At 69.2% G+C, this 12,988-nt stretch carries 12 protein-coding genes and 1 pseudogene; 4 read left to right on the top strand and 9 right to left on the bottom strand.

Translation table 11 applies throughout. From position 1 onward, the window contains the following. Nucleotides 1-2: 2 nt before the first annotated feature. Nucleotides 3-1,095 (bottom strand): annotated as a pseudogene (locus tag ABH928_RS27390) (NTP transferase domain-containing protein). 38 nt (nt 1,096-1,133) lie between these two features. Then, nucleotides 1,134-2,285, bottom strand: a complete 1,152-nt coding sequence (locus ABH928_RS27385) for an acyl-CoA dehydrogenase family protein (RefSeq protein ID WP_370071180.1) — start codon at nt 2,283-2,285, stop codon at nt 1,134-1,136. Between the two features lie 139 nt (nt 2,286-2,424). On the opposite strand from ABH928_RS27385, the gene ABH928_RS27380 reads away from it, so the two are divergent. From ABH928_RS27380 to ABH928_RS27370, 3 genes are read left to right on the top strand one after another with little or no spacing between them, the layout of a single operon-like run. After that, nucleotides 2,425-3,231, top strand: coding sequence for a DUF5819 family protein (locus tag ABH928_RS27380; protein WP_370071178.1), 807 nt, complete (start codon nt 2,425-2,427; stop codon nt 3,229-3,231). Between the two features lie 8 nt (nt 3,232-3,239). Further along, nucleotides 3,240-4,502 (top strand): HTTM domain-containing protein, encoded by a 1,263-nt coding sequence (locus tag ABH928_RS27375; protein WP_370071176.1) that lies wholly within the window; start codon nt 3,240-3,242, stop codon nt 4,500-4,502. 48 nt (nt 4,503-4,550) lie between these two features. Further along, entirely contained in the window at nt 4,551-5,231 is a 681-nt protein-coding gene (locus ABH928_RS27370) for a Bro-N domain-containing protein (RefSeq protein WP_370071174.1), read from the top strand. Nucleotides 5,232-5,527: 296 nt separating this feature from the next. Here ABH928_RS27370 and ABH928_RS27365 read toward each other — a convergent pair whose 3' ends face one another. Genes ABH928_RS27365 through ABH928_RS27355 form a run of 3 tightly spaced genes read right to left on the bottom strand, consistent with a single transcriptional unit; the run spans nt 5,528 to nt 7,742 of the window. Beyond that, nucleotides 5,528-6,319: a TrmH family RNA methyltransferase gene (locus ABH928_RS27365; protein WP_370071172.1), complete on the bottom strand. Its 792-nt coding sequence runs from the start codon at nt 6,317-6,319 to the stop codon at nt 5,528-5,530. Between the two features lie 9 nt (nt 6,320-6,328). Further along, nucleotides 6,329-7,231, bottom strand: coding sequence for a pyridoxamine 5'-phosphate oxidase family protein (locus ABH928_RS27360; RefSeq protein ID WP_370071170.1), 903 nt, complete (start codon nt 7,229-7,231; stop codon nt 6,329-6,331). 22 nt (nt 7,232-7,253) lie between these two features. Next, nucleotides 7,254-7,742 (bottom strand): VOC family protein, encoded by a 489-nt coding sequence (locus ABH928_RS27355; RefSeq protein ID WP_370071168.1) that lies wholly within the window; start codon nt 7,740-7,742, stop codon nt 7,254-7,256. Between the two features lie 123 nt (nt 7,743-7,865). On the opposite strand from ABH928_RS27355, the gene ABH928_RS27350 reads away from it, so the two are divergent. After that, entirely contained in the window at nt 7,866-8,408 is a 543-nt protein-coding gene (locus tag ABH928_RS27350; protein ID WP_370071166.1) for a CGNR zinc finger domain-containing protein, read from the top strand. A gap of 53 nt (nt 8,409-8,461) precedes the next feature. On the opposite strand, the gene ABH928_RS27345 is transcribed toward ABH928_RS27350, so the two are convergent. Genes ABH928_RS27345 through ABH928_RS27330 form a run of 4 tightly spaced genes read right to left on the bottom strand, consistent with a single transcriptional unit; the run spans nt 8,462 to nt 12,613 of the window. After that, the gene (locus ABH928_RS27345; RefSeq protein WP_370071164.1) at nt 8,462-9,343 is read right to left on the bottom strand and encodes an ABC transporter permease; all 882 of its coding nucleotides are present in this window, start codon (nt 9,341-9,343) and stop codon (nt 8,462-8,464) included. Continuing rightward, the gene (locus ABH928_RS27340; protein ID WP_370071162.1) at nt 9,343-10,266 is read right to left on the bottom strand and encodes an ABC transporter permease; all 924 of its coding nucleotides are present in this window, start codon (nt 10,264-10,266) and stop codon (nt 9,343-9,345) included. Before ABH928_RS27340 ends, ABH928_RS27345 begins: the two co-directional genes overlap by 1 nt. Next, the gene (locus ABH928_RS27335; RefSeq protein WP_370071160.1) at nt 10,263-11,417 is read right to left on the bottom strand and encodes an ABC transporter ATP-binding protein; all 1,155 of its coding nucleotides are present in this window, start codon (nt 11,415-11,417) and stop codon (nt 10,263-10,265) included. The genes ABH928_RS27340 and ABH928_RS27335 overlap by 4 nt, the downstream gene beginning before the upstream one ends. A 23-nt stretch (nt 11,418-11,440) precedes the next feature. Beyond that, a complete protein-coding gene (locus tag ABH928_RS27330; RefSeq protein ID WP_370071158.1) occupies nt 11,441-12,613 on the bottom strand; it encodes a PotD/PotF family extracellular solute-binding protein in 1,173 nt (390 codons plus the stop codon). Nucleotides 12,614-12,988: the final 375 nt, after the last annotated feature.

Below are 12,988 nucleotides of genomic sequence, written 5' to 3'. Positions count from 1 at the left end.
GCTCATTGCTCCACGCCTTCTTCCGTACCTCGCCCCTTGCCCTGACTCTTGTCCTCTCCGGTGCCATGCTCCCCACTGTGCTCCGCGCCCCAGCGGGCGGCCAGCGCGGCAGCCTTGCGGTTGGCCTCGGCCACGGCCTCCGGGCCGCCTCCGGCGGAGGCCGCGGCATAGCCGACCAGGAAGGCGGTCAGCGGCGCGGCCGGGCGGGCCACACCATGGGCCACGTCACGGGTCATGTCGAGCAGTCCGGTCACGTCGACGTCGAGGTCGATGCCCAGTTCGGTCTTCACAGCGGCGATCCAGTCATGCAGCACGACACCATCGTCGCCGATGATCAGGCTCAGTCCGTGCAACGGGCTGTGTCGAGTGCGTGTCCGCGGTTCACCGAGGTGGTGGCGGGGTGTACGGAGGGCTGCCCGCGCGGGCGTCCCCGTCGGCGTGGGCGTCCCCGTCGGCGCGGAGTCGCGCTTCGTGCACGTCGTCCCAGGTGTCGCAGTCGACGGCGGCGCGGCGGACGTCCGGCAGCCGCAGCAGGCGCAGGCCCCGGGTCACCGCGCGGAGCGGAGCGCCTTCGGCTGCGGGGAGTTGGGCGAGCGCGGTCCGCAGCGCAGCGGTGCGGTAGGCGGCGGCCAGCGGCTGGTCCCGGCCGTCGGCGTCGACCAGTAGTACGGCATCGGCACCGGCACCGGTCTCAGCACCGGTCTCGGCGCGGAGTTCAGCAGGGAGCGCGGCGACGAGTGCGTGGACGGTGGGCGCGTCGAGGAACGGTAGATCGGCCGCGAGCAGCACGGCAACGTCCGCGGTCACCAACTCCAGCCCGGCCGCCAACCCGGCGACCGGGCCGCCCCCCGGCGGCGTCTCCCGCGTCCACCGCACCGGCCGGGCCGTCGCGCGCTCCGGCCCGACCACGACGGTCCGCTGCGCGGCGGCGCAGGCCGCAAGGACCCGGTTCAGCAGCGAGGCACCGCCGACCACCAGGCCGGGCTTGTCCTCACCGCCGAGCCGCCGGGCCGCGCCACCGGCGAGAACAACCGCGTCGAAGCGAGGAGGAGTAAGCGAGGGCACACCCCTCACTCTGCCCCATCCGGGTTCCATCCAGGCCCTGTCCAGGCTCCGTCCGGGCCCACGTCGGGTTACAGCTGGTGCACGGCCAGCAGGTCGCCCAGTTCCTGATCGAACGCCGCCGCCGGGCCCAGGAAGAGTTCCAGGTGCTTGGCCCAGGCGTGGTAGCGGTGCAGCGGGTAGTCGAGGTCCGCGCCGATGCCGCCGTGCAGGTGCTGGGCGGTCGAGGCGATCGCGCGAACGCCCTCCGCCGACCAGATCTTGGCCGTGGCCAGGTCCGCGTCCAGCGGCAGCCGGTCGGCGAGTTCACCGCCCACCGCGATCCGCCAGGCAGCCTGCCAGAGGGTCACCTCCATCGACCGCAGGTCGATGTACCGGTCCGCCGACTGCATGGCCACGGCCTGGAACGTCGCGATGGGATGGCCGAACTGCTCGCGCTTGGACGCGTACTCGGAGGTCATCCGCACCACCGCCTCGCCCAGGCCCAGGCAGAGCGCGGCGCAGCCGATGATCAGCAACCCGCGTACCGCACGCCAGTTGGACCCGTCGGCCGCCGCCGGACCCACCTGCCACGCGGCCTCGACGACCGCTCCGTCGAAGACCAGCTCGCCCGCCAACTCGCCGTTGGTGGACACCTGGCGGTTGAGCGTGACGCCCTGCCCGCGCGGGTCGACCAAGAGCAGCAGCGTCCCCTCCGGTCCCCGGGCAGGGACCAGGACCAGGTCCATCACCGACGCCCAGGACACACCGGTCTGCGAACCGCGCAGCGACCAGCCGCCGCCCGGGGCCGGTTCGGCCGTGACCGCCTCGTCGGCGGGTTCGTGCCCGGTGCGGCCGTGCGGCGCGACGCCGACCAGCAGACGGCCGGCCGCGATCTCCGGCAGCAGCCGTTGCCGCAGTTCGGGCGCGCCGAAAGCCTGGACCGCCAGCGCCGCCGCGCCCGTCTCCAGCAGCGGCACGCGGGCCAGCACCCGGGCCGCCTGGCGCAGCACCAGGCACCAGGCGATCTCGTCCTGCCCGCCGCCGCCGTACTCCTCGGCCAGCGCGATGCCGAGCAGGTCGGACTTGGCCAGGCGCTGCCACAGCTCCCGGTCGATGTCGGTCGCGACCGGCTCGATACCGAGGGCGGGGCTCGGAACGCCGCCGTCCGGCGGCACGTCGGCCAAGACCGCCTTGGCCGCCTCGGCCGCGGCCTGCTGCTCCTCGGTGAAGGTGAAATCCACGGCTCGTCCCTTCCCAGCCCGCCTCGCTCTGACGATTCGTCAGATTAGAACAAGTTCTAAGTGGGGGGAAGGGTCGCGCGGAACCGCCGCGGGTCAGTACCGTGCTCAGGACTTCACCGGAGTGGCAGGGCAGGTACCAGTGGCAGACGAGCCGAGCATCGAGGCCGCGCGGGCGGCCGAGTCCATACCCGCCGCTCCACCGACACCAGCAACGACACAGGCACCGGCACCGGCTCTGCCCGGTCCGCGCCCACCAGCCGACGACGGCGATCCCGGTGACCCCGGCGGTCCCGGTGACCCCGCGTCGACGGAACGCCGCTGGTCAACGCCGTCGCTCGCGATACTCGGCACGGCGGCCGTGGCGCTGGTCATCGCCGTGGCCTACCACCTCGGCACGATCTTCCTCTCCATAGCGCCCAGCAACCCGATATCGCAGCAGGCGTCGGCCGCCGTCACCGCGCATGTGATGCCGGAGTTCGAGCAGAACTGGCAGCTCTTCGCCCCGAACCCGCTGCAGAACAACATCGCGGTCGAGGCCCGGGTGCAGACCCTCGCCCCCGACGGCAGCCGCACCATTTCGCCCTGGATCGACCTCACCGCCGCCGACGTCGCCGCGATCCGCGGCAACATCGCCCCCAGCCACGTCAACCAGAACCTGCTCCGCCGCGCCTGGGACTACTACACCGCCTGGCACGACCAGCAGGACGACTCCACCGGCTTCGGCGGCCCGCTCTCGGTCGAGTACCTCAAGCGGATCGCGCTCCAGCGGATCGGCCGCCACTGGAACGGACAGCCGGTCATCCAGATCCAGCTCCGCTCCTCGACCACCTCCGTCACCGGCCCCGCCTGGACGGGCGCGCCCGCGACCACCACACCCAGCTACCGAACGCTGGGCTGGTGGCCGGCCAACGACGAGGACTACCAGGGCCTGGGGGTCAGCCGGTGAGCCAGCCGATGAGTCAGCCGGTGAGCGGCAACGCGCCGTCCTCCGGACCGAGCTGGGACTCCGTCGTCTCGGCCGCGGTGCTCAGGGCCTGGGTGGCGTTCACCCGGCACACCATCGCTCCGTACCAGGCGGCGATCGTCCGCATCGGGATCTCCCTCTGCTTCGGCGGCTTCCTGCTCCGCGAGTGGCCGAACCGCCGGGTCCTCTACGGCGATCTCGCACCGTGGAGCGCGGACCTGGCCCGGCAGATGCTGGCGTCCAACCACGCCTTCACCGTCCTGGCCTGGTCGGACGACCGCTGGTGGTTCGAGGCCGTCTACGCGGCGGCGATCGTGGTCAGCGCGCTGCTGCTGGTGGGCTGGCGGACGCGGACCATGTCGATCCTCTTCATGGTGCTGGTGCTCTCGATCCAGAACCGCAGCGTCCTGGTCGGCGACGGCGGCGACAACGTCGTCCACCTGATGGCGATCTACCTGGCCTTCACCCGCTGCGGCGCCGTCTGGTCCCTCGACGCGCGGGCCGCCCGCCTCGGCCGACGCGTGGAGCGGGACGGGACCGGGCTCGCGCTGTGGGTGGTGCTGGGCGCGGCGCTGGCGTACTGCCAGCTGTCCGGCTTCGCCAAGCTGGGGATGCTCGACATGGGTGTCTACGACTGGGGCACGGTCTTCTGGCTGTTCTGGCTCTTCATCGGCGCACGCGAATGGCTGAAGCGCCGTCAGCCGGACAGCGAGGGCGCGGACCTGCTGGACGCGTTGACGACCATGGTGCACAACTCGGCGATGCTGGTCATCGCGGTCGAGGTCTGTTTCATCTACGCCACAGCCGGCTGGTACAAGATCCAGGGCTCCCTCTGGGAGGGCGGCACGGCGCTCTACTTCCCGCTCCACCTGGCCTACTTCGACCCCTGGCCGGGGCTCGCGTCGCTGCTGGGCGGCAACAGCATCCTGGTCTGCCTGATCACCTACGGCACGGTCATCGTGCAGGTCTCCTTCCCGTTCCTGGTCTTCAACCGCCGGATCAAGAACGTGCTGCTGGTCCTGATGATGGTCGAACACGCCGCGATCGCGGTGACCCTGGGCCTCCCGTTCTTCTCGCTGGCGATGATCGCCGCCGACGCCGTCTTCCTGCCCACGGGCTTCCTCACCCGCGTCGGCGCGGGGGTGGCTAAAGGGGTGGCGCGAGCCGTTGACTCGCCAGTCTTGCGCCAATCGATCAAGCGCCCCCGGCGTGCAACCGAAAGCGAGCAGGAGACCGTGTCACTGATCCGATAAGCGGGGTTGTGCAGGGCGCACTGTCACCCACACGAGAGAGCGCGCGCCATGCACACGCGAACGATGAACGCGGAGTTCCCGGACACCGGGCAACTGGTCCGCGTCGTGACGATCGACGGCGAACCGTGGTTCGCCACGGCCGACGTCTGCCGGATCCTCGGCACCACCAGCCCGTCCCGGACCAACCGAATGCTCCGCCCCGGGGACCACCGGGTGGTGAACCTCCGGGCGATCCCCCACCTCGACGTCGTCAGCGAGGGCGGCCTCTACCGGCTGATCATGCGCTGCGACAACCCCACCGCCCGCCCCTTCCAGGACTGGATCACCGGCGAACTCCTCCCCGCCGTCCGGCGCGGCGACACCGACCTCGACGAAGCACCGGTGGGCCGGATCGAGCTGCACGGCCACGCCTTCGAGCTCTACGCCGACGGCTCGCTGCACTGCCAGCACGGCCCGATGGATCCCGTGCTCCCCACACCCGACGAGGACGACGGCCCGCCGTACGGTCCCGGCTTCCGCTGCGCCGAGGTGGAGCGCGTCGGAATCCTGGGCGGCCGACTCCTCCGCCCGTGCCCGACCGTCCGGCTCATCGACCTGGCCCGTCAGTTCCTCAACCCGCCGCAGCCCGCGACCGCGCTGTCCCGACGCCCGCTCCTTGTCATCTCGGGCGAGCCGCGCGAGGTGGTCGAAGTCCTCAACGGTGTCTGCCCGAACGGTCACGCGTCATGACGGCACGCATGATGAACGCGGAGTTCCCCGTCCTGCACAGGTCCGAGACGCGCCGGGTCAACACCCGGACGATTAACCTCACCTCAGGTCAGGTTGATCGCGTTTCCGCTGGTGGGAATGGATACCAACGCGGCAATCCCGTGCTCAACGTCGTCAGCGCTCGGCGCGCAGCGCGAGCGCATGGCCGAGACCTTCGCCAAGGCGATGGACCTGGACGATCCGGCCGTCTCCGCCCAAGCCCGCCCACCCGCCTCTGGTGACGCTCGCGGGTCCGCCGGACTATGTCGCGGAGGTGCTCAAGCTGATGGGGGTTCCGGCGTCGTCGTAGTGTCCACAGCCCGTGGATAACTGCCCCCCTGCCAGTGGAAGAGCGCCATCCCCACGCTCGTGGCGAGGTTGAAGCTGGACACCAGGGGACGCATGGGGATGGCCACAGTTCGGGTGGCCATCCCCTTCACATCATCCGTCACGCCGTGGCGTTCCGAACCGAAAACGAGCAGAGAGTCGTCGGGAAATTCCACCGTGTGGATGTTCTCGCCCTCCGGGTCGAGGGCGAAGACGGGACCAACGGGCAAGTCCTGCAAGGATGTTCGGGAGACCGAGGTGGCGAAGTGGAGGCCCGCCGCGCCGCGGACGACGGTGGGGTGCCAGGGGTCGACGTCGCCGGTGGTCAGGACCCCTGCCGCGCCGAAGCCGGCGGCCAGGCGGACGACCGCACCGATGTTGCCGAGGTTGCGCGGGTTCTCCAGAACGATGTACGGAGCGGGGAACCGCCGACTGTCACCACTGTCCACAGGCTGTGGACGAAGAGCCAGCGCCGCCACGCCCGTGGGATGCGGACGCGGGACCAGCCGCCGCAGCACCTCGGCCGACACGGCCTCGACGTGGGCCCGCTCGTCCACCGCTCCCAGATCCGGCGCGAGCTCCTCCGCCAGGCGGTGCAGTTCGGCCGGATCCGTGGTCACCACCAGCGGCACCGTCGCGCCGAAGCGGAGCGCGTGCTTGAGCGCGTGGAAGCCGTCCAGCAGCACCGTGTCCGGGGAGGACCGCAGCGCGGACCAGCGGTCGTCGAGGTCGTTCGTCGTCACCGGCTCAGCCTAGGACCCCGTGCGACGGAGCGGCGGGTTGGCGGGCGAGAACTCCGGCTCGCTCCAGCGCATCGGCAGCGCGCCCGGGAGTTCGACCGCCTCCGTCAGCGTGAAGGTCACCGCGTGCTCCTGCCAGTCCGTCCGGGCCTCACCCGTGAGCAGGAGCAGGTCACCGGATTCCCAGTCCGGAAGGACGAGACCCGTACGCGGGTTCACCTCGATGTTGCCCAGCGTCATATAGGCACCGTTGCCCGGGTATTCGCGCCACCGCAGCGTCGTCGGCGAGAGCGTCTCGACGAAACCAGGGAATCCGCCACGGTGTGAGGCGTCGGCGCGGCCGTCCGAGGCTGCCGTGGCGACGAAGAAGGTGTCCGCCGTACCGACGTGGAGCCGCTGCGCCGTCGTCAGCTCGGCGGACCGACGTGCCGGGGTCGGCTGGCTGGTCGGGGAGGCCGGGACCGGGCGCCGCTTCTGGATGTACTTCGGACAGTTGGAGAAGACCTGCTCCGCCCGCAGCACCCAGCCGTCCGATGTCCGGCCGTCCAGCAGACCGTTGACGCGCATCCGCCGCCGGGTGGCGGGCTCCAGCGCGATCGTGCCGACCTGCGTCGGGCCCGCGGAGCCGTCCAGCACCGCGAGCAGCGGGTCCTCGGGATGCGGGCCAGCCGCCACGGTCACCGTGCGCTCGTCCGGCACGGCCAGGAAGCCCGGCTCGCCCGCGAGGACCGTCGCCCACATCCGCCCGGACCGATCTTCCGCGCCCACCACGAACAACTGACGCTGCGCCAGGAACTCGGCCGCGACCGGCGGGATGGTGTCGCGGATGCTGCGCCCCAGATGCTCGGCCCGCTCCGTCTCCCCGCTGAGCGCCTGCGCGGTCCGCTCGCCCGGGTGGTAGCCGTTGGCAGCCATTGCGTTGATCCCTCCCCCCGCTCTAGAAGAAACCGCAGGTCGGAGCGTCCGTGAAGGGCGCCGTGCCCTGGCCCGTGAGCCCGCTGGCGGTGAAGATCTCCAGTCGCGTGCCGTCCGGATCGGCGAAGAAGATCCCGCCCGAGTCGCGGCCTTCGCCGTGCAGGGCCAGGCCGTCGTAGTGGAAGGTCGCGCCGCGCTCCTTGAGCGACCACTCCGCCGCGCGGACCTCGTCCACCGTGTCGACCTGGAACGAGAGGTGGTGCAGCCCGGCCCGGTCCCGCTCGTGCGGGCCTGCGGCCTGCTGCCACAGGGTGAGCACCAGCGCTCCGTCCTTGCCGAGCTGGGCGGCCCGCCGCTCCGGCGGGGCGTCGGGGCCGGAGCGGCCGAGCAGCTCCAGACCGAGGACGTCGCGGTAGAAGGCGACCGAGCGGTCGAGGTCGGTGACGTTGATGCCGACGTGTCCGGTGCGAAGCGAGGTGAGCGGGGTGAGCGAGGAGGCAGTGGTCGTCATGGCGGACTCCTGTCGGGAAGGCGGGTCGCGGCGTCGTGCTTTCTAACCGTTAACACTGACCATAGGAGTTAGAACCAGACAGCGCAACCACTACAAGGCAACTGAACGGTTAGACTCGACGGCATGGACGCCCTCGTCGATCCCCGGCCGCTGCGCGGCGAGCCGATCTCGCTGGACCTGCTGAACACCCGCTGGCACGGTGACCAGCTCTTTCACGACGCCGACGGCCTCGCGATCTGGCTCGCGTCCAACGGCCTGACCGACCGCGCGCCCGACTCCGAGGCGACCCTCGCCGCGCTGCTCCAGACCCGGGACGCGCTGCTCGTCCTCCGCGCGGACCCGGGCGACAGCGCCGCGCTCAACGCCGTGCTCGCACACGGCCGGATCCGCCGCGTCCTCGGGCCTGACGGTCTGCCGCACGACGAGCCGGACGTCGCAGACCCGGCCTGGCTGCCCGCCTGGCTCGCCGCCGACGACTACCTGCGGCTGCTCGCCCGCGACCCGGACCGGATCCGCGAGTGCATGCACGAGAGCTGCATCCTGTGCTTCTTCGACATCTCGCAGAACGGCCGCCGCCGCTGGTGCGACATGGCCCGCTGCGGCAACCGGGCCAAGGCCGCCCGCCACTACGCCCAGCAGACCGCGCAGGCGCAGCAGAAAGGCTGAGTCCCGCCCGGAAGAACCGGACGGGACTCAGCCTCGGGGGTCGAACAGTCAGCTCACTTGGCGCGGTTCGACGTCCGCATCCGGTTGAGGATCTGCGACAGGGCGATGATGGTCATCGTGCCGAGCAGCATCAGCGAACCGATGACGTCGATCTGCGCCGGGTAGGCGCGCTGCACCGAACCGAAGATGTACATCGGGAAGGTCTCCGAGTTGCCCGCGGTGAAGACCGTGATGATGTAGTCGTCGATCGAGATCGCGAAGGCCAGCAGCGCGGCGGCGCCGATGCCCGGGGCGACCAGGGGCAGGGTGACCTTCATGAAGGTCTGCGTCGGCGTCGCGTAGAGGTCCTGCGCCGCTCGCTCCAGCGTCGGGTCCATGCCCGCCAGCCGGGACTTGACCGTCACCACCACGTACGAGATGCAGAACATCACGTGGGCGATGGTGATCGTCCAGAAGCCCATCCCACCGGGGCCGATGGTGTTGAAGAAGAGTGCCGCCAGGGTCGCACCCATGACCACCTCGGGGGCGGCCATCGGCAGGAAGAGCAGCGCGTTGATGCCGGACCGCATCTTGAAGCGGTAGCGGACCATCGCGAAGGCGATCATCGTGCCCAGGAGGGTCGCGATGACAGTCGCCAGCAGGCCGATCTTGAGTGACAGCCCGAGGCTGTCGCACATCGTGCTGTTGCTGCACATGTTGGTCCAAGCCCCGGTGGAGAACTTGTTCCAGGTGTAGTTGAACTTCCCCACCGGCTGGTTGAACGACATCCACAGGATGACGGCGTTCGGCAGCAGCATGAAGACGAAGACCAGCAGCGTGACCACCAGCAGCACGTGCTGCTTGGCCCACGCCCACGGGCTCTTGCGCCGCACCTTCAGGTCGCCGGCGCCCGCACCGGTGCTCGCACCCGTGGGGCTCAGAGTCTGAGTAGCCATCAGAGCAGGTCCTCCGTCCCGGCCTTGTAGATGTAGCTCATGACAATGATCAGCGTGCCGACCATCATCACCACCGACATCGCGGAGCCGACCGGGTAGCCGTTGGTCTGGCGCAGGAAGAGGTCCTCGATGCGCTGACCGACCACCGTGGTGTTCGGGTTGCCCAGCAGCTGGGCGTTGATGTAGTCACCGACCGCCGGAATGAAGGTCAGCAGGGTGCCGCCGATGACGCCGGGCATCGACAGCGGCAGGGTGACCCGACGCCAGGTCTGGTAGCCGCTGCAGTACAGGTCGGCGCCGGCCTCGTGGAGGCGCGGGTCGATCTTCTCCAGCGAGGTGTAGAGCGGGAGGATGGTGAACGGCAGGAAGTTGTAGACCATGCCGCAGACCACCGCGACCGGGCTGGCCAGCACGTGGTTGCCGACGGTCCAGCCGAGCGCCGTGGTGAGCTTCAGCACGTGCAGGTCGTTCAGGACGTGCACCACGCTGCCGTTGTCCGCGAGGATCGTCTTCCATGCGATGGTGCGGATCAGGAAGCTGGTGAAGGACGGCACGATGACCAGGGCCATCAGCAGCGTCTTCCACTTGCCGCCCTTGAAGGCGATGAAGTACGCCACCGGGTAGGCCAGCGCCAGACAGGCCACCGTGGTGATGATCGAGTACAGGAACGAGTGCCAGTACTGCGTCCCGTAGTTGAGCAGCGCGTCGTGGTAGTTGGCCCAGTGCCAGGTGAGCTTGAAGCCGTCGTCGTAGTCACCGGTCTGCACCGACGCCGAGACCGAGGTCAGGATCGGGACCAGGAAGAAGACCACCAGCCACAGCAGACCGGGGATCAGCAGCACCCACGGCGTCCAGTTGCGCCTGGGCTTGCGTTCGGGCAGCTGCTCCTTCGCCGGAGCAGGCGCCTCGGTGAGGACGGTCATGCGGCGGCCTCCTCGTCCGCGTCCGCCCCGGCCTCGATGTCCTGCGTGCCGTCGAGGCCGAAGCCCTGGCTCGGGTCCCAGTAGACGACGACCTCGGCGCCAGGACGCTGGATCTCCTTGCCGGTGTTCTGCTCGAAGACCGAGAGCTCCTCGCCGGAGGCCAGCTTGACCAGGTACTGGGTGGAGACGCCGATGAAGCTGGTGTCGACGACGGTGCCGCCGGTGATCGAGTTGAATCCGGCCGGGACCTCGTCCACGCCCTTGGCGACCTGGACCTTCTCCGGGCGGACGCCCAGGATGACCCTGCCCGTGGTGCTGCGGCAACGCTTGGCGTCGAGCTTGAGCGACTGGCCGTTGGCGGAGACGGTCACCACGCCGTCCGTCTCGTCCTCGACCACGGCCGGGATCAGGTTGGACTGGCCCAGGAAGTTGGCGACGAAGGTGGTCTGCGGGTTCTCGTAGAGCTCGGCGGGGGAGCCGAGTTGCTCGATCCGGCCGTGGTTCATCACCGCGATGGTGTCGGCCATGGTCATGGCCTCCTCCTGGTCGTGGGTGACGTGCACGAAGGTCAGGCCGACCTCGGTCTGGATCCGCTTGAGCTCGATCTGCATCTGGCGGCGGAGCTTGAGGTCCAGCGCGCCCAGCGGCTCGTCCAGCAGCAGCACCTGCGGCTGGTTGATCAGCGCGCGGGCCAGCGCGATGCGCTGCTGCTGACCGCCGGAGAGCTGGGTCGGCTTGCGCTTGGCCAGGTGGCCCAGCTCGACCAGGTCCAGCATGTCGGTCACGGACTTCTTGACGTCCTTGACGCCACGGCGGCGCAGGCCGAAGGCGATGTTCTCGAAGATGTCCAGGTGCGGGAAGAGCGCGTAGTTCTGGAACACCGTGTTGACCGGGCGGCGGTACGGCTTGAGGTCCGTCACCTCCTGCTCGCCCAGGAAGATCTGACCGGCCGTCGGATCCTCAAGACCCGAGATCATGCGCAGCGTCGTCGTCTTGCCACAGCCGGAGGCGCCCAGCAGCGCGAAGAAGGAGCCCTGCGGAATGGTGAGGCTCAGGTTGTCCACGGCGGTGAAGGAGCCGTAGCGCTTGGTCAGGCCGGCCAGGCGGAGGTCCCCGCCCTGGGTCTGGCCGAGTACGTCGTGGGAACTCATCGGAACTCTTCTCTCCGTGGGCGTTACTGGCCGGTGACCTGCTGGAAGCGGGCTGTGTAGTCGTTCAACTGGGCGACGCTGAGCGACATGAAGCCGCGCGCCTTGGCCACCATCTGCGGGGTCGGCACGATCAGCGGCACCCCGGCCGCGGTCGGGTCGAGCTGCTGCAGGGCGGCGACCGCGCCGTCGACCACCGGGATGTAGTCGATGTAGTCGTCCAACTGGGCTGCGACCGTGGGCTCGAGGTAGTAGTTGAGCAGCTTCTCGGCATTGGTCTTGTGCCGGGCGAAGTTGGGGATCACGCAGTTGTCCGACCAGGAGAGCATGCCCTCCTTGGGGAGATCGACGGTGACCAGGTTGGGCTTGCCCAGCTGCGCGACGTCACCGGAGTAGGCCATGGTGACCGCGGTGTTGCCCTGCTGGAAGTCGCTCAGGTAGTCATTGCCGGAGAACGCACGGACCTGGCCCGCGTTCTTGGCGCGGCGGATGTAGTCCAGCGCCTGGTTGAACTGGGCGTCGGTGAAGTGCTCCGAGTCGATGCCCTGGGCCAGCATCGCCAGCGAGACGGTGTCCTCCATCTCCGAGAAGAGGGACACCTTGCCCTTGAGGTCGGGGCGGGTGAAGATCTCGGCGATCGAGGTGATCGGCTGCTTCACCAGGTCGGAGTTGTACGCGATGGTCGTGTAGCCGTAGGCCCACGGGATCGAGTGCATGCGACCGGGGTCGGTCGGGTCGTGCAGGACGTTCGGCAGCAGCTTCGAGTGGTTGGGGATGTTGGCCAGGTTCAGTTCCTGGATGTAGTCGTACGCCCGGTACTTGGCCACCATGTAGTCGGAGACGACCATGATGTCGTAGCCGGTGTCGATCCCCTTGACCAACGACGGGTCGACCTTGGTGTACCAGTCGTTGTTGTCGTTGATGATCTCCAGATACTGGACGGAGATCCCGGTCTGCTTGGTGAACGCGTCCAGCGTCGGCCGGTCGTTGGAGTTCTTCGGATTGATGTCGATGTACGCCGGCCAGTTGGCGAAGACGACCGTCTTCTCCGCCTCGGAGTAGTCCTTGCCGGCCTGGCCCACATCTTTGGAGCCGGGCGGCAGGACATGGCCTTGAACGCCGCACGCGGAGAGCGCGCCCGCGCCCGCCACGGCGAGCCCGCCGGCCGTCACGCCGCGCAGCAGCGAGCGACGACTCACGGCGCGAGTCGTCGCAGCCAACCTGGTGCGGTTGACATAGCGCGAGAGCTCGGTGAAAGAGCTGGAACCCGTCATGTTGGGAGGAGTGCCTTTCTCAAAGACGCGGGGGCTGGCCGAAGTCCTTTCCAGCAACGGTCGTGCGGGCATGCGACGGAGGACGAAGCTGCTCCGTTTGTGGCGATGGGGACCGAGATTAAGGCCCGGAAGCTGCGCTTTCCATGCCCTGATGGCCATCTGGCGGCGGAATCGTTATCAACGCTCCGCATTCGCGACGTGATCCGCATCACCGCTCACCCTGCGTGATTCCAGGCCTCTTCGGCTACCTACAGCCTGTAAAAGGCGCAACAAACTGCCTACACCCCTGTCAATGGAAAG

Origin of the sequence: Streptacidiphilus sp. MAP5-3, from assembly GCF_041262505.1 — a bacterium.
Classification (GTDB): Bacteria; Actinomycetota; Actinomycetes; order Streptomycetales; family Streptomycetaceae; genus Streptacidiphilus.
The sequence above is the reverse complement of the archived record's forward strand: the minus strand, read 5'-3'. Positions and strand labels throughout refer to the sequence as shown.

What these genes read in the sequence shown, in the direction of transcription:
- ABH928_RS27375 (WP_370071176.1), top strand. Translation starts at nt 3,240, where the DNA reads ATGAGTCAGCCGGTGAGCGGCAACGCGCCGTCCTCCGGACCGAGCTGG.
- ABH928_RS27370 (WP_370071174.1), top strand. Translation starts at nt 4,551, where the DNA reads ATGCACACGCGAACGATGAACGCGGAGTTCCCGGACACCGGGCAACTG.
- ABH928_RS27360 (WP_370071170.1), bottom strand. Translation starts at nt 7,231, where the DNA reads ATGGCTGCCAACGGCTACCACCCGGGCGAGCGGACCGCGCAGGCGCTC.
- ABH928_RS27355 (WP_370071168.1), bottom strand. Translation starts at nt 7,742, where the DNA reads ATGACGACCACTGCCTCCTCGCTCACCCCGCTCACCTCGCTTCGCACC.
- ABH928_RS27350 (WP_370071166.1), top strand. Translation starts at nt 7,866, where the DNA reads ATGGACGCCCTCGTCGATCCCCGGCCGCTGCGCGGCGAGCCGATCTCG.
- ABH928_RS27345 (WP_370071164.1), bottom strand. Translation starts at nt 9,343, where the DNA reads ATGGCTACTCAGACTCTGAGCCCCACGGGTGCGAGCACCGGTGCGGGC.
- ABH928_RS27340 (WP_370071162.1), bottom strand. Translation starts at nt 10,266, where the DNA reads ATGACCGTCCTCACCGAGGCGCCTGCTCCGGCGAAGGAGCAGCTGCCC.
- ABH928_RS27335 (WP_370071160.1), bottom strand. Translation starts at nt 11,417, where the DNA reads ATGAGTTCCCACGACGTACTCGGCCAGACCCAGGGCGGGGACCTCCGC.